Source organism: Porticoccus sp. W117 (genome assembly GCF_030341905.1).
Classification (GTDB): domain Bacteria; phylum Pseudomonadota; class Gammaproteobacteria; order Pseudomonadales; family Porticoccaceae; genus SCSIO-12696.
Genome location: NZ_JATAAF010000002.1, coordinates 141,554 through 162,419, shown reverse-complemented (window position 1 = coordinate 162,419; position 20,866 = coordinate 141,554). Strand labels below are relative to the sequence as shown.

Genomic DNA, 20,866 nt, shown 5'->3' with positions numbered 1-20,866 from the left:
AGCTTTCATAGTGATTTGTCCCTATAGGAAGTTCGCAGTGAGGGAAGCAATGAGAGTTTCTGGGGGGCTGGCAAAAATTTGCCACAAAAGCAGTTCACACCCTGTACTGCAATACGATACATGCCCACAACTACAAAGGGCGAAAGAGTGAGAACAGCATGAAAAATGGCGGCTTTCACGAGCCTTAAGCTCCTTGGCTCATACTAGAACCGTTGCTAATTCTTAACTTTTTTATAGCTGGGAGGGCAATTTATACGCCTGTTCAAATGAAATCGCAAGATGAGCCCGAACACCCTCTTCTTGCCTGTCAATAGAATACTTTTCAGATATGCATGTAATTTATTAACTTGAAGCTATTATTGGCTATAAATTAATAGTTTTTGTTGTCACTTATAGCTCAGGCTCGGATATATCTGTTGAATACACATCAGGGCAATATCGTTCCAAATAGGCATTCCAGTCAGCGAGAATATCAAATAGCTGGTTCAATTCATTTCCATAATTGCCCACCATTTCCCCGACATCCCCTCTACTTTCATAGCAAGCCATAAAGGCACTTCTCTGCCATGGTGCTGTCCATTTAACAGGCACTTTTCTATTCATATAACTCGGCACAGTAACTATGAAAACCCCATCCCGTGTTAATGCGGATTTTTCCAAACCCGCCGTGGTTCGTCCTGATGATTACCAATGGCTGCCTTCACCCATGCCTGGTGTGGAGCGCATGATGCTGGATCGAGTTGGGGAAGAAGTGGCACGAGCCACATCGATAGTTCGCTACGCGCCACACAGCGAATTTTCACCTCATGTTCATACCGGTGGTGAGGAGTTTCTGGTGCTCGATGGGGTGTTTGCCGATGAGCACAACCAATACCCCAAAGGCAGTTACGTGCGCAACCCGATTGGCACCGCCCACACTCCCATTATTGGTGCCGAAGGGGCGACCATTTTTGTGAAGTTGCAGCAGTTTGACAGTGACGATACCGAACAAAAAATAATCGACACGAACAACAGCATCTGGCAACCCGGCCTGGTGGACGGTTTAACCGTATTGCCGCTACACGAATTTGGTGCTGAGAGCGTCGCCTTGGTGAGGTGGGCACCAAACACCCGATTCCAGCCTCACACTCATTGGGGCGGCGAGGAAATTTTTGTCCTTGACGGCACCTTCCACGACGAGCACGGCAGCTATCCGGCAGGCAGCTGGCTACGAAGCCCGCATATGAGCACCCACAACCCTTTCAGCAAAGACGATGGCGCGCTGATTTACGTTAAAACCGGCCATTTACCTCCCGATGAAAGCCCTTAAAACCCTTGTATTTGCTATCGTCTTGCTGGCTTCCCCGGTACTCTTTTCAGAACCGGAGCCCCAGGTGATTATTGAGTTGCCTGGCGGCACATTCGCTATGGGGTGTGCAATTAATGATGTTCATTGCGATCCGGACGAAGGTCCAGCAGGCGGGGTTAGCGTTACGGTTCTACCATTTGCTATCGACCGCCACGAAACTTCGGTTGAGGAATACAAAGCCTGCGTAAAAAGTGGCCACTGCACACCGCCATTTGATTTCAAACGCAATAAATATTGCACCTACAACGGGCCAGGGAGGGATCACTTTCCCGTCAATTGCGTGAACTGGTTTCAGGCTCAAGCCTATTGCCAATGGCGCGGCGGCAGACTGCCTTTAGAGGCCGAGTGGGAATTCGCTGCACGCGGGGGTAGTACTGCTCGCTACCCATGGGGCAACGATGACGCCACTTGCGCTCACGCCATCATGGATGACGGAATAACCGTGGACAACACAGTGGGAGAAACTGACGGCTGTGGCCGGGATTTACTGTGGCCCAGAGGCAGTCGCCCAGCCAACGACTTTGGTTTGTACGATATGCAAGGCAGTGTTGCCGAGTGGGTGGCCAACCGCTATACCGCAAATTCCCACAACACACTCTACGCCAAGGGAGATTTAAACGGCCCTGAGCACGGTCGTCTACGGGTGATCCGCGGCGGCGCCTGGGACGAATCTGCCCAGCGCCAAACCCTTTCCAGTCGCTGGGCCAAAATCCCCATTGGCCATCGTAGTATTTATGGGTCCAATGGTTTTCGCTGCGCTTACGACGTTGAGCAACAGCAAATACCCGTCGATAAAAGCAGGCCTTAACCTCTACTGGTTAAACTCTCAATTGAGCAGTGGACACTGTCTGCAATGGCCACTATTCTTCAACACTATCAACAACATGGAATGACCTAATGCGCCTCACCAAAGTCGCCGTCGCCAACCTGCAACCGGGCATGTTTGTGGCTGAGCTGGATCGCCCCTGGCTGGAAACCCCGTTTGCCTTGCAGGGGTTTGTGGTGCGCGATCAGGATGAGGTGCACTACATATCCCAGTACGTCGACTACGTGTATGTGGACATCGACTATTCAGGTACCAAGGTTTTCCTGCCATTTACTTCTACTGCACCCAAGACGCCCAAACAAGATCCCCGCCTGCGTATAAAGGCAGACTTCCAGCAGGCCAAACTGTCCTTTGAAAGCGCCAGTGAATCTCTCGACCGGGTATTCGACTCACTCTCCAAAGGCCGTCATACCGACATTACTGTAGTGAAGAAAGCGGTCAATCCACTGATTGACGGCGTGTTTCGTAACAAAGAAGCAGTGGCCGCTCTGGTGCGGCTGAAAGAAGCCAGCGACTACCGCTACAACCACGGCATTTCCATGGCTGTGTGGGGTGCCATTCTCGGCCGTCATCTGGGGCTGCAACGCAGCGAACTGGAAAAGCTGGTTGTCGGCTGTGCGATGTGTGATGTGGGCATGACCAAGTTGTCTGGCGATTACCTGGAAAAGCCCGACCCGCTTACTGACGAGCAGCGCAATTCCCTGAAGGAACATCCACTGATTGGCTCAAAAATGGTGGCTGCCTCCGGCGACGCGGACATGGAAATTCTCGCCGTGATCGAGAACCACCACGAACGCTACGACGGTTCCGGTTACCCTCGCGGTGTAGACGGTGCATCCATACCGCTGCTAGCACGTATTGCCGGTCTGGTGGACACTTACGACGCCATGATCACCCCACGCCCCTACGCGCCGTCACGCAGCTCTTACGAAGCGGTGCAGGAGTTGCTGGATATCAAAGGTAGTAAGTTTCAGGAATCCCTGGTGGAACAGTTTGTACAGGCCATTGGCCTGTTCCCCACCGGCTCTCTGGTTGAGCTTAACAGCGGCGAAGTGGGCATTGTTGTCAAACAAAACGAAACCCGACGTTTGAAACCGGAAGTGGTGCTGGTGCTGGATAGCAACAAAGTGCGCCGCCCACAAGTGGAGCTAATGGACCTGGCGGCATCCGGCCTGGTAGGCGGCGACGCCCGCTGGATTGTACGTGAATTGCAACCAGGCACCTTTGGGGTAAACAGTGAAGAATTCTTTATCTAGCAGGTGTATCTGATGGCAAGCTATCTCGGCTTGGTGGATCTCGCCGACTACGAACACTTGGTGGATACCTTGGGTAGCGAAAGCGCCAAATACTTGCGCCAGGATTTTTTCAGCCGCCTGCAGGAATGGCCACGCCCGGACGACAAAACCCGCATCCTCAAAAACCAGCGCTTTCTGGTCATTTTCAAAGGCATGGACACGCCCGCCGCTCTCGAACTGGCCACCGCCAAACTGGCGCGCCTGTTTGAAGAACCCTGCGACCTGCTGGGCGACCCGGTGGCCATACCCATACACGCCGGCTTTACCCTGCTGGAGGACGACACCCAAACTGCCATTCAGGAAGCCCGCGCCGCCCTGCGCAGCGCCAAACGCAGTAGTACGCTCTATCAGCTGTACAGCCCAGAGCAACAGGGCCGTTTGAAAGACGAAGTGCAGCTTATCAGCAACCTGGAAGCTGCCGTTGAACTGGGCGAGTTGCAGCTTTATTACCAACCCAAAGTACACGCCCGCCACAATAACCTGGTCGGTGCTGAAGCGCTGGTACGTTGGCACACCAAAAACCGTAAAGTGCTGGAGCCAAGCCACTTTATCGACGCCGCTGAACGACACCAGGTAATTCGCCCAATGACCTGGTGGGCCATTAAGTCTGCCGTCGCTACCATGGCTCAGTGGTCACCGGAGTTGGGTATATCCGTCAATATCACCCCGTCACTGCTGATGGATGATGAAGTGCTGACCGTCGTCCGGGATGCCCTCGATATATTTTCAGTAACGCCCTCAAGACTGACTCTGGAAGTGACTGAAAACATCATGGCGGACAATCAGCAAGTGATGCTGGCGCAATTGGCGAAGCTGAGAAAAATCGGTGTCAGGGTATCGATCGATGATTTTGGCACTGGCTACAGCTCACTGGCCTACTTCCGGGATTTGCCCGCCGATGAATTAAAAATCGACAAGAACTTTGTGGTGAAAATGCTCGGTTCACCCAAAGATCAATCTATTGCCAAAACCGTTATCGAACTGGCCCACAATTTTTCCCTTAAAGTCGTGGCCGAAGGCGTGGAAAGCAAAGCAGTTGCTGTGCGCTTGAAAGAAATGGGCTGCGATATTCTGCAGGGCCACTACTACGATCAGCCGCTCCCGCTTAGCGAGTTTGACAAGCGTTATAAGCCAAATCAGCAGTAATTCAAAACCTTTGTCATTGCGAGGAGCCGTCAGGCGACGCGGCAATCTCGGCCAGTTTAGCAGTGACGTGATGGAGATTGCCGCGGCCTTCGGCCTCGCAATGACGACGTATTGTTATAGCTTCGCCCCACAAAACTTGCAATGCACCGCATCTCGGTCGTGGCCACTTTTATCGCAATTGCGGCAACCCCGGCCAACACGCTCTCGTTGCATTTCATTGGCCAATTCAGCGGTGAGAATACCGGTGGGAATAGCGATAATAGAATAGCCGGTAAGCATAGCCATACTGGCAATTACCTTGCCAAAAGCGGTCACTGGCACAATATCCCCGTAGCCCACGGTAGTGATGGTAACGATCGTCCAGTAAATACTTTTGGGGATACTGGTAAAGCCGTTATCGGCCCCTTCCACCAAATACATCAAGGTACCAAACACCGTACAGGCCACCAACACAGCGCTAAAAAAGATAAAAATCTTGCGCCGCGAGTGGTACACCGAGCGCATCAACACATTGGCTTCGCTGGTGTAACGCAGCAGTTTTAATACCCGGAATATACGCAACACTCGCAGCAGACGAATGACCAGAATGTAGTTGGCACCGTCGAAGAACAGCCCCAAATAAGTGGGCACAATAGACAGCAAATCCACCAGCCCATAAAAACTGAATATGTATTTCAGGGGCCGAGGCGAACAGTAAATCCGAACCAGATACTCCAGAGTGAAGAGCGCCGTAAAACACCATTCGATGGTACGCAGCTCAGAGCCATAGCGATCCCCCACAACGGTTACCGTATCTAACATCACCGCCACCACGCTGATACTGATCAGCCAGATCAGCACCAGATCAAAGCGTCGCCCCGCTGGCGTGGCAGTGCCGAAAATAACGGTATTTAATCGCTGGCGCAGAGTGGTATCAGGCATAATCGTTATATCCAAGGCGTATTGAATCGATTGTAGCACCGTGAGTACACCTATTGGATAAGCTACAATCCGGCTTCACTTCAAGGACACAACAATGAGCAAAAACAGCCGCCTGGTTTACTCCACCGATGGTGGGCGTATTCAACAAAAAGAACCCTCTGCCGAACGCCACAGTGGCGATGGCATAGTGCGTATACACCGGGAAACCAAAGGCCGCAAAGGCAAAGGGGTCAGTCTGATCACCGGTCTCGATTTACCGGATGCCGAGCTCAAAAAACTGGCGAAGCGACTGAAGCAATTGTGTGGAACCGGCGGCGCGGTTAAAGATGGCGTTATCGAAATCCAGGGCGACGCCAGAGAAAAAATTAAAACCGAACTGGAAAAACAGGGCCATACCGTCAAACTCGCCGGAGGTTAAAACCATGAACACTCCAAATAAGACTTTCGTAAAACTGCTGCTGTCACTGCTATTTCCTGCTCTCGCCTGTCAGGCATATGCAGGCGAACAACGCGATCTGGTGTCCCTCTACAAGCACCTGCACCAGAACCCGGAACTATCCTTCCAGGAACAACAGAGCGCCGCGCTGTTGACCGATGAATTGCGCCAACTGGGATTTAAAGTCACCCCCGGTGTGGGCGGCCACGGGCTGGTTGCCCTGCTACACAACGGCGATGGCCCCACAGTGATGGTACGCGCGGATATGGACGCCCTGCCCGTCAAAGAACAAACTGGCAAACCCTACGCCAGCACCAAAACGGTTACTGACGAAAACGGCAAAACCGTACACGTCATGCACGCCTGCGGCCACGATGTGCATATGACAGTTTTAGTGGGCACCGCCCGCCAGTTGGTGAAAGATAAAGACAGCTGGAGCGGCACCCTGATGATGATTGGCCAGCCTGCGGAAGAACGCGGTGCCGGTGCCAGAGCAATGTTGGAAGAAGGCCTTTTTGAACGCTTTCCGGTGCCCGACTACAACCTGATGATGCACGCCGACGCCACCCTGCCAGCGGGCAAAATTGGCTACACCCCGGAATACGGCATGGCCAATGCGCAAACTGCAACCATTCGAGTAAAAGGCATTGGTGGCCATGGCGCCATTCCCCAAAAAACCAAAGACCCGGTGGTACTGACCGCACAAATCATTACCGGGCTGCAAACCATCGTCTCACGAGAGATCTCCCCGCTTGACCCTGGGGTGATCTCCGTGGGTTCTATCCACGGCGGCACCAAAGGCAATATCATTCCCGATTATGTGGATTTGCAATTAACTATTCGCTCCTATCGGGACGACGTTCACAAGCAATTAACCGACGCCATCAGTCGCATTGCCATTGGCCAAGCGAAAAGCTATGGCCTGCCCGATGAACTCATGCCTGAAATCACTTTTCGAGCCAACTACACACCCGCCGTGTACAACACCCCGGCACTTACCGAACGTTTGATACCTGTCCTCAACAACATCTTGAGCAAAGACAACGTACTGGAAATACCCCCGGTAATGGCCGCCGAAGACTTTGCCCGCTACGGCCGCACCAAAGAACGCATTCCAACCCATATGTTCTGGCTGGGTGCGGTCAACCCGGCGCTGTACGCAGAGGCCACAAAGAAAGGCGAATCACTGCCCTCCCTGCATTCACCCTTTTTTGCCCCGGAGCCAGAACCCACCCTGAAAACCGGTGTTAGTGCCATGACCGCTCTGGTCAAGGAATTGATGGAAAAGAAATAATGAAAACGGCCTCTTACGGTTCCTGGAAATCCCCAATCACCCCGCAGCTGATTACCAAAGCCGCCCCCGGCCTGGATCAGCCCCACTGGGACAACGGCAATCTCTACTGGTTGGAGTCCCGCCCCTGGGAGAGTGGCCGCAATGTGGTGATGCGGCGCAGTGCCGACGGCACCGTTAGCGATGTACTTCCAGCCCCCTTGGGCGCCCGCAGCAAAGTGCACGAATACGGTGGAGCCCCCTATCTGGTGGCGGATGACGTGCTCTATTTTTGTCTGGATGCCGACCAGCGCATCTACCACCTGCCAGTGAATAACGAAGGCGCGCTACCCGAACCACTGACACCGGAAGACGACTCGCTGCGCTACGCAGATTTCTGTATCGACGTCACCAACCAGCAACTGATTTGCGTGTGCGAAAAACACGGCAGCGGCCATGAGCCCGAAAACACCCTGGTAGCGGTGCCTCTGGATGGCTCTCAGCAACTGACCACCATCGCCAGCGGTGCAGACTTTTACAGCAACCCCCGCATCAGCCCGAACGGCACAAAAATCAGCTGGCTGTGCTGGCACCACCCACAAATGCCCTGGGATGGCACCGAGCTGTGGTTAGCGGACTTTGCCAACGGCAGACCGCACAATGCCCACAAAGTGGCTGGCGGCCCTAACGAATCGATCTTCCAGCCCCAGTGGTCGCCGGACGGCAAACTCTACTTTGTTTCTGATCGCAGCAATTGGTGGAATATTTACCGGCTGGGAGACGACCTGCAGGCAACCAACATATGCCCTATGGACGTCGAATTCGCCACGCCCCAGTGGGTGTTTGGTATGTCTACCTACGGTTTTCTGGATGCCAACAGGATTGTTTGCTGTTACACACAACAAAGCTGCTGGCATTTGGCTACCATCGATTTGAACAGTGGCGATTTGCACAACCACCCCAGCGATTACAGCGATATTTCCGCGCTGCACGCTCAGGGCGGCAATGCTTTCTTTATCGCTTCATCCGCTACAACCGCGCCACAGTTGGCTCAGTTCACAGACAACCACATCAGCCCTGTTTACGGCGGCAAGCCGCTGCCTTTTGACGATGGCTTTATATCCCAACCACAGGCCATCAGTTATCCTTCCGTTAAAAAAGAAGGCACCAGCGATAGATACGCCCAAGCCATTTACTACCCACCCACAAATCAGGATTACCAGGCACCGCAAGGCGAATTGCCACCGTTAATGGTGATGTGCCACGGTGGCCCCACAGCGGCTTCCGGCACCAGCCTCAATCTGAAAGCACAATTCTGGGCCAGCCGCGGGTTTGCTGTACTGGACGTGAACTACCACGGCAGCACCGGCTTTGGCCGCCGCTACCGGGACGCTCTGAAAGGCAACTGGGGGTTGTGTGATGTGGATGATGTGGTGGCCGGTGCAAACCATCTGGCTGAAAAACAATTGGCCGATCCACAGCGCATGGCCATTCGCGGCGGCAGCGCTGGCGGCTACACCGTGCTGGCGGCACTGACCTTCCACAACACCTTTAAAGCCGGGGCCAGCCTGTACGGTATCGGCGATCTGGAAATGCTGGCCGGGGATACCCATAAGTTTGAAGCCCGCTATATGGACAGCCTGGTAGGCCCCTACCCGGAGAGCAAAGCGATATACCAAGAGCGCTCTCCCATCCACCATATCGAGCAGCTAGACAGCCCGGTGATTTTTCTCCAGGGCCTGGACGACAAAGTGGTACCTCCCAATCAGGCAGAGGCGATGACCGCAGCGCTCAACCAGAAAAAAATTGCCAACGCCTACGTACCCTTTATGGGCGAAGGCCACGGCTTCCGCAAAGCGGAAAATATTATTCGTGCCTATGAGGCCGAACTCTATTTTTACAGCAGAGTTTTCGACTTCGAGCTGGCAGAACCGGTGGAACCAGTCCGCATCAACAATATGGACTGACTATGGGCCGCTATCGTCCGCCGCAACCTAGAAGCTCTCCATACATCACCGCCGCCGGTGCCGCTCGCTTGGAAGCAGAACTCAAACAGCTGTGGAAAGTGGAGCGCCCCCAGGTAACGGCCGCGGTGCAGGAAGCCGCCAAAAATGGTGATCGTTCGGAAAATGGCGACTACATCTACGGCAAAAAACGCCTGCGGGAAATTGACCGCCGAGTGCGCTACCTGAGCAAGCGTCTGGAAAACCTCACAGTGGTAGATCGCATTCCCGACAATCGCGACAAGGTGTTTTTCGGTGCCTGGGTTACCGTGGAAAACAGTGCTGGTGACGAGCACCGCTACCGCATAGTTGGCGCCGACGAACTGGATCCGGCAAAAAATTACATCAGTGTGGATTCACCCATGGCGAAGGCGCTGTTGGGGAAAGAGTTGGATGATGAAGTTTCTGTAATCACCCCTTCGGGACAGGACGAGCTGGTTATTGTGGAGATCGAATATGAATCGAATTAACCCGTAGGGTGGATTAGCGTTAGCGTAATCCACCGCAAGGCAGTTGGCTCTGGTGGATTACGCTAACGCTAATCCACCCTACAGGAAACGGAGTTTAAAAAGGTGCAGACCCCGGCGTACGCGGAAATGGAATCGCATCGCGGATATTTTCCATACCGCTGATGTAGTTAATCAGCCGTTCAAAGCCCAAACCAAAACCGGCGTGAGGCACGGTACCGTAGCGGCGCAAGTCCCGGTACCACCACAGGTGTTCGCGCATTTCTGCATCCATACGGCTGTCCAACACATCGAGGCGATCTTCCCGCTGGCTGCCGCCAATCAGCTCGCCCACCCCCGGCACCAATACATCCATGGCGGCCACGGTTTTATTGTCGTCATTGAGGCGCATATAAAACGCTTTGATGTCTGTCGGGTAATTCTTCACCACCACCGGGCCTTTGGCGTATTCCTCGCATAAAAAGCGCTCGTGCTCCGACGCCATATCCACACCCCACTCCACTGGGAATTCAAATTTTTTGCCAGACTTTTGCAGAGTTTCAATGGCGTCCGTGTAATCCATGTGAACGAACTTGGAATCAATCACGTTTTGCAAACGATTGATGGCTTCCTTGTCCACCCGCTGGGCGAAGAACGCCATATCATCTTCACGCTGTTCCAGTACCTGTTGGAACACCTGTTTGAGGAAATCTTCCGCCAGCGCTGCATCATCTTCCAAATCCGCAAAGGCAATTTCCGGCTCCACCATCCAGAACTCCGCCAGATGGCGGGAGGTATTGGAATTCTCCGCCCGGAAGGTGGGCCCAAAGGTGTACACCTTGCTCATGGCCAGGCAGTAAGATTCCACATTGAGCTGACCAGATACAGTGAGGAAACTTTCACTGCCAAAAAAGTCCTGGCTGTAATCCACATCGCCTTTATCTGTGCGTGGCAGGTTGGCCATATCGAGAGTGGACACACGGAACAACTCCCCTGCCCCCTCGCAATCGCTGCTGGTGATCAGCGGCGTATTCACCCAATTGAAACCGTTGTTGTAAAAATAGTTGTGAATACTGTTGGCTACGGTATTGCGCAACCGGGTGATAGCGCCAAAGGCATTGGTACGCGGGCGCAGATGGGCCTGGGTGCGCAGGTATTCAAAGGTGTGGCGCTTCTTGGCAATGGGATACGCCTCTGGATCATCTACCCAGCCGACCACCTCTACAGATTCCGCCTGAATTTCCACGGACTGACCCTTGCCTTCGGATTCCACCAGAGTCCCGCTGATAATCACCGAACAACCGGCCCCCAGACGGGTCACTTCTTCATAATTGGCCAAGCTCTCTGGCACCACCGCCTGAATGGGGTCAAAGCAACTGCCGTCATGCACCGCCACAAAGGAAATACCTGCTTTTGAGGTGCGCCGGGTGCGCACCCAGCCTTTTACAACCACTTTGGAGCCGAGTTCACAGTCACCGCGAAACAGCTGAGCAATGGCATTGGTACTCATGGTTTTTATCCTTCTATCAAGTTTTTTGCAACTGGGCAGATGACCGCCAGTGGGTAATATTTTCCGGGGTTGGCGCCACTGGCACATTGGTGGCCAGCAGCAAGGATATCAATGCCATGCCGGCACCCAGCAGGAACACCAAACCCGGTGAAACCAACCAAATCAAACCAAAGGCAGCGGGAATCACCACCGCGGCAATATGGTTGATGCTAAAACTCACCGCCGCTGTGGCGCTGATGTCTTTGGGGTCGGCGATTTTCTGGAAATAGGTTTTCATGGCAATGGCCATGGCAAACAACACGTGATCGAGAATATAAAGCGCCGCCGCCACATTGGCGCTCTCTACAAAGGCGTAGCCGGTAAAAATCAGCGCCAGGCCAATGTACTCCACTCGCAAGGCAACACGTTCACCCACGCGGCTGATCCAGGCGCCAATTTTAGTGCCTAAAAAGGCGTTCAGCGTATGGTTGGCCAAGTAAAGCAAAGCCACATCCGCCACCGAATAGCCGAACTTTTCCACCATCAGGAAACCGGCAAACACTACAAAAATCTGCCGCCGCGCGCCGCCCATAAAAGTGAGCGCGTAATAGAGCCAATAGCGTTTGCGCAAAATGATTTTCTTGTGTTGCACGTGGGGCTGGGCAAACGTCGGAAAAGCCAGTGCCGCAAATAACACCAGGCCCATGGAAATCACTCCAGTGATCAGGTACACCCAGTGGTAATCCACCGCAAAGAACGTCGTCGCCAGCCAGATCAGGCCGTAAGCCAATACTGCCGCCGCCGATTTGCCTGCCACCAATTTACCCAGACTTTTGGCAGAGTTTTCTTGCGGGAACCACTGCAACGCCAGCGACTGCTGAACGGTTTCGTAGTAGTGAAAGCCGATGGACATCAACACCGTGGTGCAATACAGGCCAATGGCCGTCGGGAAGTAACCGGTAACCGCTACCCCCAACCCCATAATTCCCATGGACACCAGCGCCAGAGATTGCTCGCGAATCACCAACAGCAGAAACACCGCCGTAAACGCCAGAAAGCCCGGCACCTCACGCAGGCTGTGGAGAATACCGATTTCCTCCCCAGTAAACGCCGCCCGCTCAATCACAAAGTTGTTAAGCAGCGACAGCCAGGTGGCGAAAGACAACGACATGGCAAAGGTGAGCAACAGCAGGAACATTTCCGGGTTGCGCCAGCCACGAATATCGGAGGTGGGATGCATAATGGACATAAAACAGTGTTGGATAAACAAAGAGGCAATGATACCACCGACACGCTATCTCGACAGACGAATCGCGATTTCGCTATGATTGGCGACGATCAATTTTTGCACACTGAGGACAACATGGAACGACTGATTGAAGGGCTGCTGTACCGTGCCAGATGGCTGCTGGCCCCTATTTATCTGGGCTTGAGCCTGGCTGTAGTGGCGCTGGGTGTGAAGTTTTTTATGGAGTTGTATCACCTGCTGGTAGAAAGCCCATTTATTAGCGAAGCCAGTATGATTTTGATTGTGCTGTCGCTGATCGATATTGCCATGGTGGGCGGCTTGATCGTGATGGTGATGATGAGTGGCTACGAGAATTTTGTCTCCCAGCTGGACGTAGAAGAAGATGGAGACAAGCCCAACTGGCTTGGCAAGCTGGATACCTCATCGCTCAAAGCCAAGATAGCGGCCAGCATTGTGGCGATTTCCTCTATTCACCTGCTGAAAAAATTTATGGGGCTGGAAAAAATCGAACACTATGATCTTATGTGGTACGTGATTATCCACCTCACCTTCGTCGTTTCCGCCTTTGCCATGGGGTTTTTGGATCGACTCAAGAAATAACCAATCCGGCCGATAAACTGGCATTAGTTGGCAGTTTTAATGGCTGGGGCGAACTATTTTCCTCAGCTTGTGTCACCATCAAGTACACAAAACAATAATTTTTATGTCGCCCAATGGGCTTGGTGTGAGGGAAATCCATGTCGCTATTCAGCCGTTTGTATACGGGTCTGTTGTTGGCCTGTTTCTGCGCCGCAGCCAACGCCTCCATCGATATAGCCATTACGTCGAAAAGCGGCACACCGGTGCAGTTAGATCAGGCCATTGTCTACGCGGTCGCACACACCATCCCCACTGATTCCGCCCCGCAGACAGAAGCCACTATCGTTCAGCGCGACCTGCAGTTCGACCCTTATATATCCGTTATTCAACGCAACACCCAAGTGATATTTCCCAACCGCGACAACACCAGCCACCACGTTTACTCATTCTCGCCCGCCAAATCCTTTGAACTGCCGTTGTACAAAAAGCAGCTTCCCGGGCCAGTGTTGTTCGACAAATCCGGCCTGGTGGTTCTGGGCTGCAATATCCACGACTGGATGCTGGCGTACCTTCTGGTAGTGGACACACCATTTTTCACCCAATTGAGTGAGGGCAATCAGCAGCTAGTCGATGTACCCCCAGGTAAATATCAGCTGCATCTATGGCACCCGCGCCTGCACAAAAAAGACCTGGCGCCTGTGGAGGTAGAGGTTGTTGAAGGGCAACCGCTGACTGCGACCTTCAAGTTGACACATAAGCTGAAAAGCGCCTTCCGCCCGGAGGCGCCGGGTCAGCAATTCGATGACGATAACTATTAGGGGCTGTTGACGTGAAACTGCCAAAGCAATTTTGTACTCTGCGCTGGCGTATCTTTATCAGCTTTTTCCTGCTGCTGCTGGGTTTGCAGTGGGTTACCCTCACGCTCACCTACAAGGCCAGCCGCGAAAACCTCGACCAGACCATACGCAGCCAGCTGTTAGCGGCTCAACGACTTTTTGACAGCGAATGGCAATCCAGCAACCAGTACCTGCAGCGCTCCGTTGACACCATCGCCAAAGACTGGAGCTTTCGCGAGGCAGTTGGCAGCGATGATCCGGACACCATCAGCAGCGTGCTGCTCAACCACAGTGGCCGTATTGCTGCGGACGTCGCACTGTTTACTGATCTCGACGGCAACCCAGTGGCCCAGGCAGGGAAAAGCATCATTGCATTGGGAGAGGCACAGCGCACCCTGATGCAGCAAAGCCTGAATTCTCAGGTGCATCTGGTACACAGCAACAACGGTTTTTATCGTTTGGTGCTGGCACCGGTAAAGCTGCCGCTGCCTGTCGGTTGGGTGGGTATGGCTTTCGCAATTGACGATAACCACGCCCTTCAATTCAAACAATTGACCAATCTGGACACCAGCTATCTGTACACCGGCGGTGCAACACCAACGCCATTGGCCACCACCCTGCCAATAACGGAAGACAGCTCTTACTCCAGTCTGCTGACAAGCGTGGTGAGAAATGCAGGAACCATCGTTAACGTAGGTGGTTCACTGGCATTGCTAGAGCCCATGCCTGATGCCGATAGCCCACACTTTCAAATTTTATTATCGCAGCCTTTGGAACCCCTGTTATCCGGTTTCCGCTCCCAGTGGATGGAGCTGATTGTGCTACTGATTGTCGGCGCACTGCTGACCGTTGCGGTGGCTTACTTTGTGGCTCGCAGCATTACCAACCCCGTACAACAATTATTGCAGGCCATCGGCAATGTCGGCACCGGCAACTATTCTTCGGTGATCAGCGTTACTGGCAGTAGCGAGATCAACGCCCTGTCGGAAGAATTCAACCACATGCAGCGCAAAGTTGCCCTGCGTGAGCAAGAAATAGTTTTTCGCGCCAGTCACGACAGCATTACCGGCCTCTACAACCAGGCAGGTTTTTTGCGGGCCGTTGAACAGCAATTGAAATTCTACAGCCATGGCAGTGCCAAGGCTGACATTGTGGTGCTTGAAGTCAAACGCCTGCAGGACGTTAAACACACCCTTGGCCACAGCCTGGGCGATAAACTGCTGAAGCAAATCAGTGAGCAACTACAGGAAATCAGCACGCAAATTGTTCTCTGCTATCTGGGCAACGACAGCTTTGCCGCCTTTGTGCCGCAAACCCGCCAAGCGGGTAATGCACTGGAGGCCATGCTTAATCAATTCAAGCACCCCTTTCAATTACAAGGCATATCCATTCTGCTGGGGGCTCAGGCAGGCGTTGCCCGTTATCCAGAACACGGTGACGCCGCCGATGCGTTATTGCGGTTTGCCGAAATCGCTCTCAATGAAGCCACAGAAAAACGCGCCCCCTGGATGCTTTACGATCCGGAACACGACAGCCACAGCGTATTTCGCCTGGCCCTGTTGCACGAACTGAGCAACGCCATAAAAAATGACCAGTTGGAATTGCACTACCAGCCCAAGCTGGAAATACGCAACGGCCTTGAAGGCGCCCGCCCCACTCAAGTAGAGGCATTGGTACGCTGGATTCATCCAGAACACGGCTTTGTTGGCCCAGATCAATTTATTCCTGCCGCCGAGCAATCCGGCCTGATTACTGAGCTCACCGAGTGGGTCATCGACAAAGCCATACAGCAGAGTAAAAGCTGGCAGCAACAGGGTATCGACCTGAAAGTGGCGGTTAACATTTCTGCCGCTGACCTGTTATCTGGCGACCTTACCAAAGTGGTATCTGAACGCCTGCAGGCCCATGGAGTCGCACCCGCCAGGCTGGTGCTGGAAGTCACTGAGAGTGCCGTGGTGGAAGATCCGGAGAAAGCCGTCGCCCTGCTTAACAGGCTAAAAATACAAGGCGTTGGGCTATCAGTGGATGATTACGGCACCGGTTATTCGTCGCTGGCGCAACTCAAGCAATTGCCCGTACACGAGCTAAAGATCGACCGTGAATTTATCAGCGAGATCGCAGCCAACACCAGCGATGCACTGATCGTACAATCCACCATCAATCTGGGCCATCGCATGGGCATGGTGGTTACTGCAGAAGGCATTGAAGACGAGGCATCACTGAAAATGCTGGAACGCTTTAGCTGCGACTTTGCTCAAGGCTACTTTATCAGCAAGCCCCTGCCCGCCGCGCAGCTGGAACAATGGTGGCAAGAACATTACGGCGCTCAGCCGGTGGAGAGCAAGGGGTGACGCGTACTGCTCTGCTGTTGTTGATAAGCGCCTCCTTGCCCTGGCCCTGCACCTGGGCAGCCGAAAACGTGCACCAGCCGTCGCCTCTGGAGCTATCTGGCATTGTGGAATTGCAGTTATCCCACAACAATGGCCTCACCTCCTGGCTGGATCGAGGCCAAGGTAAACACCTACATGGCGGTAATAACAATAACCGAATTCAAAATGGCCTCAGCGGCCTGGAACTGGACTATCGACTGAGCCACAGCGCCCACCTGAAAGCCAGCGTGCTGTATAACCAAAAGCCCGGCAACCGCCTGGATGTTACCGAGCTCTACTGGCAGTATCGCCCCTTAAGGCAAAGCCGTTGGCGACCGAGTTACAAAGTTGGCTTCTTTTACCCGAACATCTCTCTGGAAAATCGTGGTCGGCTGTGGAGCTCCCCCTACACCATTACCTCGTCCACCATTAACAGCTGGATTGGCGAAGAGCTGCGCACTGCAGGTGCCGAGGTGCATTGGCGCAATCTGGGGCGCCAGCGCCAGTCTTTTCATGATTTTGGGGTAACCACTGCGCTGTTTGGGTTTAACGACAATACCGGCTCTTTGCTGTCATGGAGAGGATGGACAAACAGCGAACGACAAACCGGTATCGGTGGCCGACTGCCGTTGGCCAACCGGCCTACTTTTGCACCCGGCAGGGTGCTGGCGGATCAAACCCCGGAAGTTGAACCCTTTATCGAGCGAGACAACCGCATTGGTTACTACAGCGGCCTGCACTGGAACTACCGGCAAAGCACCAAGGCCGCGTTGCATTACTACGACAACAATGCAGATCCAAGCGCTTTTGAGCGCGGCCAATACGCCTGGCACACCCGCTTCTTGCACCTGGGGGCGCAACACAGAATCGATTCAAACTGGGAGTTGCTGGCGCAATATATGCGCGGCCGTACCCAAATGGATAACAGCGCCGGTAACGTGGTGTACAACCACTTCGATTCCGGCTACCTGATGCTGGCTGGCCGTTGGGGACCACAAAGATTGGCGCTGCGCTGGGAGAGCTTTCATGTGGATGACCTGGACGGTACTTTCATGGACAGCAATGGCGAAAATGGCAGCAGCGCCACTATCAGCTACAGCTATCGCGTCGGTGAGCACTGGAAATTCACAGGCGAAGCCATAAACATCCGCTCCGACCGCAGGGAAAGGCGTTATAGTGGGCTGTCTCAGCAGGCCGATGAAACCCGCTTGCTATTCAGCACCCGCTATTTCTGGGCGTCTTGACCAAACTGCTCGGTTATCGCCAGATACTGTTCAATAGTCGCCCGCTCTCTGGTTTTATCCGCCGTGGCTATAAAGCGTTTAATTTCCGCCATGGCCATGTCTTTTTCACCCTGTTTCCACAGGCTGTTAAATAACGCCACTGACGACTTGCCGTCGCCGGGCTCAAGCCCCACCAGTTTGGCGAACCACTTGCTGGATTCGGCGTAGTTGCCGGCACTGAAATTGGAACCCGCCAGCATCATTAACGCCGCGCGGTTTTTCGGGTCGTAATTCACCACCTCAGCCAACAGCATCCAGGCATCGCTGTGATTGCCTTTTTGCAGCAGTTTTTTGGCGTGTTCGAGAATTTCATTTAAATCCGGTTGCATAAAATCCAGTTCCTGTAGTTATAAGCATTGTTTATAAACATTGGTCATAAACAAGAGAGCCCGTATGCTGCCATCACAATACCCGAATCAGCCAGCATATGAGAGCAGCAGGGAATAGCCAACCCTCCCCTACTGTCTGCCATACGTTGCCAGCACACAGACACAAAAGCCAAAAATACAAATCCGATAACGAGCCAAGAAATCGGCAACAGGGTTGATAGCACCAATACATGGTAGCCAGCAAACACAACATGGGCCAGCGGCGTTTTCTCTCTGAGTGGAGCCCAGTGCACTTGTTCAAGCAGCGGGTGAATCAGGCCAAAATAAGGCACCATCAATAGTAACCCCCAGCCGGTCAGGCCATAGTCGGCCAACCACTGCGCGACATTAATCTCGGTAATAGCTGGCAGCAAAAAGTACATGGCTGGCCCCGCCAAAATGGCCGGCAGAGAAAACAGCACAAAACTCTTAACTGAAAAGCCGAAGAAAACCTGGCGAAAGTGCAGGTGATTCCAGAGCACTATTTGCAGGTGATAGGCCAACAACGCCAGCCATGCATTTTTGAAAACGCACCAGAACAGAATAACAGCTACCCAGGGGGCCAACATTTTCAATATCAATGTGGTTCCCTGTGATCTGCAGAGTGCAGGCATCAGAATTTTTCTGGGTATTTGGGCTGAAACTGGCGGTAGTAATTTTTGATTTCAACCAGCTGTTGATCGGTGTCTTCCCTGGCTTCAATCAAATCACCAAAGCAAATGCGCTTGTGTTTAAAATCCAGCGAGGCAAGCAGAACCGGGCAACCCGCCTTGTGGGCAATGCGTAAAAAACCGCTTTTCCACTTCTCTACTTTACTGCGCGTCCCCTCCGGCATAATGCCAATCACCAACTGCTCACTATCACGGATTTTTTCGGCAATCTGTTCAGCAATACCTTTGGTATTGCCGCGATCCAAGGGGATGCCTCCCAGGGCAAAAAACAGACGCTTGAACGGAAATACAAAAATAGTGTGCTTGGCCAGCCAGTTGGCCTTGATATCACAGGCCATCACTACCGCCATGGCGATAACAAAGTCCCAGTTCGATGTGTGGGGCGCGCCGGCAACAATAAACTTTTTCAGATCGGGAATACGCCCCTCCACCTGCCAGCCCATGGCATTGAGCAGGGTGCGACCAAACCAGCGGGTAAAACCGCTGCGATTAGCACGAAGGTGTTGAGGGACATCGGATGCGGTCATAGGTCGGCTACGGGCTACGGGCTACGGGCTACGGGCTACGGGCTACGGGCTACGGGCTACGGGCTACGAAACAGTTTAGTGCAAAATTCAGCTGTATAAAATTTCTCACAAATGCTCGCAGCCAGCAGCTCGTTGCTCGAAGCAGCATTTAATGCTCCCTCGTCGCCCGAAAACTCACATCCGGATAACGCTCTTCGGTCAGCGACAGGTTCACTCTCGTCGGCGCCAGATAAGTCAAATGGCCGCCACCGTCGACAGCCAGATTTTCCTTGCACTTGCGCTCAAACTCTTCCATTTTCTTCGGGTCATCACAATCTACCCAGCGGGCGGTATTCACATTCACCGGCTCGTAAATGGCTTCCACCTTGTATTCATCTTTCAAGCGATAAGCTACTACTTCAAACTGCAGCACCCCTACCGCGCCTACCACAATGTCGTTGCTGTTTTTCGGGAAGAACACTTGTGTGGAGCCTTCTTCGGAAAGCTGCTGCAAGCCTTTTTGCAGTGCTTTCAATTTCAACGGGTCTTTGAGGCGAATGCGACGAAACAGCTCCGGGGCAAAGTGAGGAATACCGGTAAACTTCAGGGCTTCGCCTTCGGTAAAGGTATCGCCAATCTGGATAGTGCCGTGATTGTGCAGGCCGATAATATCGCCAGAGATCGCCTCCTCCACATGGGAGCGATCCCCCGCCAAAAACGTCACCGCATCGGCGATTTTCACGTCTTTGCCAATGCGCACGTGCTTCATTTTCATGCCCTTGGAATAGGTGCCGGAACAGATGCGCATAAAGGCAATGCGATCCCGATGCTTGGGGTCCATATTGGCTTGAATTTTAAATACAAAGCCACTGAACTTTTCTTCCGTCGGGTCGATTGTGCGCTCGTGGGTTTCACGAGCGATGGGCGTGGGCGCCCACTCCACAAAACCATCCAGCATCTCGCGCACGCCAAAGTTGCCCATGGCAGAACCGAAAAACACCGGGGTTAATTCACCGGCCAGGTATTCTTCCAGGTCGAACTCGTGGCAGGCACCGCGCACCAATTCAATTTCTTCACGAACATCATCGGCGTAGGGACCTAATAGCTCGGTAAACTCGTGGCTGTCGATGCCTTTGATCTGGATATCGTCATTGATGGTGTGCCCCATGCCCTGCTGGTACACGTGCACGGTGTCGGTGTACAGGTTGTACACACCCTTGAATTCTTTACCCATGCCCAGTGGCCAATTGATGGGTGCCGCCTTGATCTTCAGCACTTCCTCAACTTCGTCCATCACTTCAATGGGATCGCGAATATCCCGGTCCATTTTGTTGATAAACGACAGAATCGGCGTATCCCGCAGGCGACACACTTCCATCAGTTTGATGGTTCGATCCTCCACGCCCTTGGCGCCGTCGATCACCATCAGTACAGAGTCAACAGCGGTAAGAGTGCGATAGGTATCTTCAGAAAAGTCTTCGTGCCCCGGCGTATCCAGCAGGTTCACCGTGCGCCCACCATAAGGAAACTGCATTACCGACGAGGTCACCGAGATGCCCCGCTCCTGCTCCATGCTCATCCAGTCGGACTTGGCGTGCGGCCCCTTCTTGCCTTTGACCGACCCGGCCAACTGAATGGCATTACCGAACAGCAGCATCTTTTCGGTAATGGTGGTCTTGCCGGCGTCCGGGTGCGAAATTATGGCAAACGTGCGTCTCTCATTGATTTTATTGAGAAAATTGCTATCAGCCATACCATTGAACCTGTTGTTTACCGAAGTGTGCAGTCGTTGATGAATGCCTCTGTCGTGAGGCGAGAAGCGGCG

General features: G+C 53.3%; 20 protein-coding genes. 12 read left to right on the top strand and 8 right to left on the bottom strand.

Annotation, left to right across the window (positions count from 1 at the left end; genetic code table 11):
* Positions 1 to 390: 390 nt before the first annotated feature.
* Entirely contained in the window at positions 391 to 603 is a 213-nt protein-coding gene (locus tag QSV34_RS02485; RefSeq protein WP_289151714.1) for a hypothetical protein, read from the bottom strand.
* A gap of 19 nt (positions 604 to 622) precedes the next feature.
* On the opposite strand from QSV34_RS02485, the gene QSV34_RS02480 reads away from it, so the two are divergent.
* The 4 genes from QSV34_RS02480 to QSV34_RS02465 all read left to right on the top strand — a co-directional run bounded on the left by QSV34_RS02480 (position 623) and on the right by QSV34_RS02465 (position 4,615).
* A complete protein-coding gene (locus QSV34_RS02480) occupies positions 623 to 1,309 on the top strand; it encodes a cupin domain-containing protein (RefSeq protein ID WP_289151712.1) in 687 nt (228 codons plus the stop codon).
* The gene (locus tag QSV34_RS02475; RefSeq protein WP_289151710.1) at positions 1,296 to 2,156 is read left to right on the top strand and encodes a formylglycine-generating enzyme family protein; all 861 of its coding nucleotides are present in this window, start codon (positions 1,296 to 1,298) and stop codon (positions 2,154 to 2,156) included. The genes QSV34_RS02480 and QSV34_RS02475 overlap by 14 nt, the downstream gene beginning before the upstream one ends.
* Before the next feature lie 89 nt (positions 2,157 to 2,245).
* A complete protein-coding gene (locus tag QSV34_RS02470; RefSeq protein ID WP_289151708.1) occupies positions 2,246 to 3,430 on the top strand; it encodes a cyclic di-GMP phosphodiesterase in 1,185 nt (394 codons plus the stop codon).
* 12 nt (positions 3,431 to 3,442) lie between these two features.
* A complete protein-coding gene (locus tag QSV34_RS02465) occupies positions 3,443 to 4,615 on the top strand; it encodes a putative bifunctional diguanylate cyclase/phosphodiesterase (RefSeq protein ID WP_289151706.1) in 1,173 nt (390 codons plus the stop codon).
* Between the two features lie 114 nt (positions 4,616 to 4,729).
* Here QSV34_RS02465 and QSV34_RS02460 read toward each other — a convergent pair whose 3' ends face one another.
* Positions 4,730 to 5,536: an ion transporter gene (locus QSV34_RS02460; protein ID WP_289151704.1), complete on the bottom strand. Its 807-nt coding sequence runs from the start codon at positions 5,534 to 5,536 to the stop codon at positions 4,730 to 4,732.
* 94 nt (positions 5,537 to 5,630) lie between these two features.
* On the opposite strand from QSV34_RS02460, the gene yciH reads away from it, so the two are divergent.
* The 4 genes from yciH to greB are packed head-to-tail and all read left to right on the top strand — an operon-like array spanning position 5,631 to position 9,715.
* Positions 5,631 to 5,954 carry a stress response translation initiation inhibitor YciH gene (yciH, locus tag QSV34_RS02455; RefSeq protein ID WP_289151702.1) on the top strand — a complete coding sequence of 108 codons (324 nt, stop codon included), beginning with the start codon at positions 5,631 to 5,633 and terminating at the stop codon, positions 5,952 to 5,954.
* Positions 5,955 to 5,958: 4 nt separating this feature from the next.
* Positions 5,959 to 7,266 (top strand): amidohydrolase, encoded by a 1,308-nt coding sequence (locus QSV34_RS02450; RefSeq protein WP_289151700.1) that lies wholly within the window; start codon positions 5,959 to 5,961, stop codon positions 7,264 to 7,266.
* Entirely contained in the window at positions 7,266 to 9,209 is a 1,944-nt protein-coding gene (locus QSV34_RS02445; protein ID WP_289151698.1) for a dipeptidyl-peptidase 5, read from the top strand. The genes QSV34_RS02450 and QSV34_RS02445 overlap by 1 nt, the downstream gene beginning before the upstream one ends.
* Before the next feature lie 2 nt (positions 9,210 to 9,211).
* Positions 9,212 to 9,715: a transcription elongation factor GreB gene (greB, locus tag QSV34_RS02440; RefSeq protein WP_289151697.1), complete on the top strand. Its 504-nt coding sequence runs from the start codon at positions 9,212 to 9,214 to the stop codon at positions 9,713 to 9,715.
* A 94-nt stretch (positions 9,716 to 9,809) separates the two neighbouring features.
* Here the strand turns inward: greB and asnS are convergent, their stop codons facing one another.
* The gene (gene asnS / locus QSV34_RS02435) at positions 9,810 to 11,201 is read right to left on the bottom strand and encodes an asparagine--tRNA ligase (RefSeq protein ID WP_289151696.1); all 1,392 of its coding nucleotides are present in this window, start codon (positions 11,199 to 11,201) and stop codon (positions 9,810 to 9,812) included.
* A gap of 16 nt (positions 11,202 to 11,217) precedes the next feature.
* Positions 11,218 to 12,429 carry an MFS transporter gene (locus tag QSV34_RS02430; protein ID WP_289151695.1) on the bottom strand — a complete coding sequence of 404 codons (1,212 nt, stop codon included), beginning with the start codon at positions 12,427 to 12,429 and terminating at the stop codon, positions 11,218 to 11,220.
* A gap of 6 nt (positions 12,430 to 12,435) precedes the next feature.
* Between QSV34_RS02430 and QSV34_RS02425 the strand changes: the two genes are divergently transcribed.
* From QSV34_RS02425 to QSV34_RS02410, 4 genes are all read left to right on the top strand, one after another.
* Entirely contained in the window at positions 12,436 to 13,029 is a 594-nt protein-coding gene (locus tag QSV34_RS02425; protein WP_289151694.1) for a TIGR00645 family protein, read from the top strand.
* 137 nt (positions 13,030 to 13,166) lie between these two features.
* A complete protein-coding gene (locus tag QSV34_RS02420) occupies positions 13,167 to 13,826 on the top strand; it encodes a methylamine utilization protein (RefSeq protein ID WP_289151692.1) in 660 nt (219 codons plus the stop codon).
* Between the two features lie 11 nt (positions 13,827 to 13,837).
* Positions 13,838 to 16,195, top strand: coding sequence for an EAL domain-containing protein (locus tag QSV34_RS02415; protein WP_289151690.1), 2,358 nt, complete (start codon positions 13,838 to 13,840; stop codon positions 16,193 to 16,195).
* Positions 16,192 to 17,457 (top strand): hypothetical protein, encoded by a 1,266-nt coding sequence (locus QSV34_RS02410; RefSeq protein WP_289151688.1) that lies wholly within the window; start codon positions 16,192 to 16,194, stop codon positions 17,455 to 17,457. The genes QSV34_RS02415 and QSV34_RS02410 overlap by 4 nt, the downstream gene beginning before the upstream one ends.
* Here the strand turns inward: QSV34_RS02410 and QSV34_RS02405 are convergent.
* From QSV34_RS02405 to QSV34_RS02390, 4 genes are all read right to left on the bottom strand, one after another.
* Positions 17,439 to 17,825 (bottom strand): tetratricopeptide repeat protein, encoded by a 387-nt coding sequence (locus tag QSV34_RS02405; protein ID WP_289151687.1) that lies wholly within the window; start codon positions 17,823 to 17,825, stop codon positions 17,439 to 17,441. The two genes, QSV34_RS02410 and QSV34_RS02405, sit on opposite strands and share 19 nt — an antisense overlap.
* A gap of 44 nt (positions 17,826 to 17,869) precedes the next feature.
* Positions 17,870 to 18,478, bottom strand: coding sequence for a hypothetical protein (locus QSV34_RS02400; RefSeq protein ID WP_289151686.1), 609 nt, complete (start codon positions 18,476 to 18,478; stop codon positions 17,870 to 17,872).
* The gene (locus QSV34_RS02395; protein ID WP_289151684.1) at positions 18,478 to 19,062 is read right to left on the bottom strand and encodes a 1-acyl-sn-glycerol-3-phosphate acyltransferase; all 585 of its coding nucleotides are present in this window, start codon (positions 19,060 to 19,062) and stop codon (positions 18,478 to 18,480) included. The genes QSV34_RS02400 and QSV34_RS02395 overlap by 1 nt, the downstream gene beginning before the upstream one ends.
* 148 nt (positions 19,063 to 19,210) lie before the next feature.
* Positions 19,211 to 20,794 carry a peptide chain release factor 3 gene (locus QSV34_RS02390; RefSeq protein WP_289151683.1) on the bottom strand — a complete coding sequence of 528 codons (1,584 nt, stop codon included), beginning with the start codon at positions 20,792 to 20,794 and terminating at the stop codon, positions 19,211 to 19,213.
* Positions 20,795 to 20,866: the final 72 nt, after the last annotated feature.

Coding starts and splice junctions, on each gene's coding strand:
- asnS (WP_289151696.1), bottom strand. CDS start 11,201: ATGAGTACCAATGCCATTGCTCAGCTGTTTCGCGGTGACTGTGAACTC.
- QSV34_RS02390 (WP_289151683.1), bottom strand. CDS start 20,794: ATGGCTGATAGCAATTTTCTCAATAAAATCAATGAGAGACGCACGTTT.
- QSV34_RS02460 (WP_289151704.1), bottom strand. CDS start 5,536: ATGCCTGATACCACTCTGCGCCAGCGATTAAATACCGTTATTTTCGGC.
- QSV34_RS02430 (WP_289151695.1), bottom strand. CDS start 12,429: ATGTCCATTATGCATCCCACCTCCGATATTCGTGGCTGGCGCAACCCG.
- QSV34_RS02480 (WP_289151712.1), top strand. CDS start 623: ATGAAAACCCCATCCCGTGTTAATGCGGATTTTTCCAAACCCGCCGTG.
- QSV34_RS02475 (WP_289151710.1), top strand. CDS start 1,296: ATGAAAGCCCTTAAAACCCTTGTATTTGCTATCGTCTTGCTGGCTTCC.
- yciH (WP_289151702.1), top strand. CDS start 5,631: ATGAGCAAAAACAGCCGCCTGGTTTACTCCACCGATGGTGGGCGTATT.
- QSV34_RS02485 (WP_289151714.1), bottom strand. CDS start 603: ATGAATAGAAAAGTGCCTGTTAAATGGACAGCACCATGGCAGAGAAGT.
- QSV34_RS02445 (WP_289151698.1), top strand. CDS start 7,266: ATGAAAACGGCCTCTTACGGTTCCTGGAAATCCCCAATCACCCCGCAG.
- greB (WP_289151697.1), top strand. CDS start 9,212: ATGGGCCGCTATCGTCCGCCGCAACCTAGAAGCTCTCCATACATCACC.
- QSV34_RS02395 (WP_289151684.1), bottom strand. CDS start 19,062: ATGACCGCATCCGATGTCCCTCAACACCTTCGTGCTAATCGCAGCGGT.
- QSV34_RS02465 (WP_289151706.1), top strand. CDS start 3,443: ATGGCAAGCTATCTCGGCTTGGTGGATCTCGCCGACTACGAACACTTG.
- QSV34_RS02420 (WP_289151692.1), top strand. CDS start 13,167: ATGTCGCTATTCAGCCGTTTGTATACGGGTCTGTTGTTGGCCTGTTTC.
- QSV34_RS02405 (WP_289151687.1), bottom strand. CDS start 17,825: ATGCAACCGGATTTAAATGAAATTCTCGAACACGCCAAAAAACTGCTG.
- QSV34_RS02400 (WP_289151686.1), bottom strand. CDS start 18,478: ATGCCTGCACTCTGCAGATCACAGGGAACCACATTGATATTGAAAATG.
- QSV34_RS02470 (WP_289151708.1), top strand. CDS start 2,246: ATGCGCCTCACCAAAGTCGCCGTCGCCAACCTGCAACCGGGCATGTTT.
- QSV34_RS02450 (WP_289151700.1), top strand. CDS start 5,959: ATGAACACTCCAAATAAGACTTTCGTAAAACTGCTGCTGTCACTGCTA.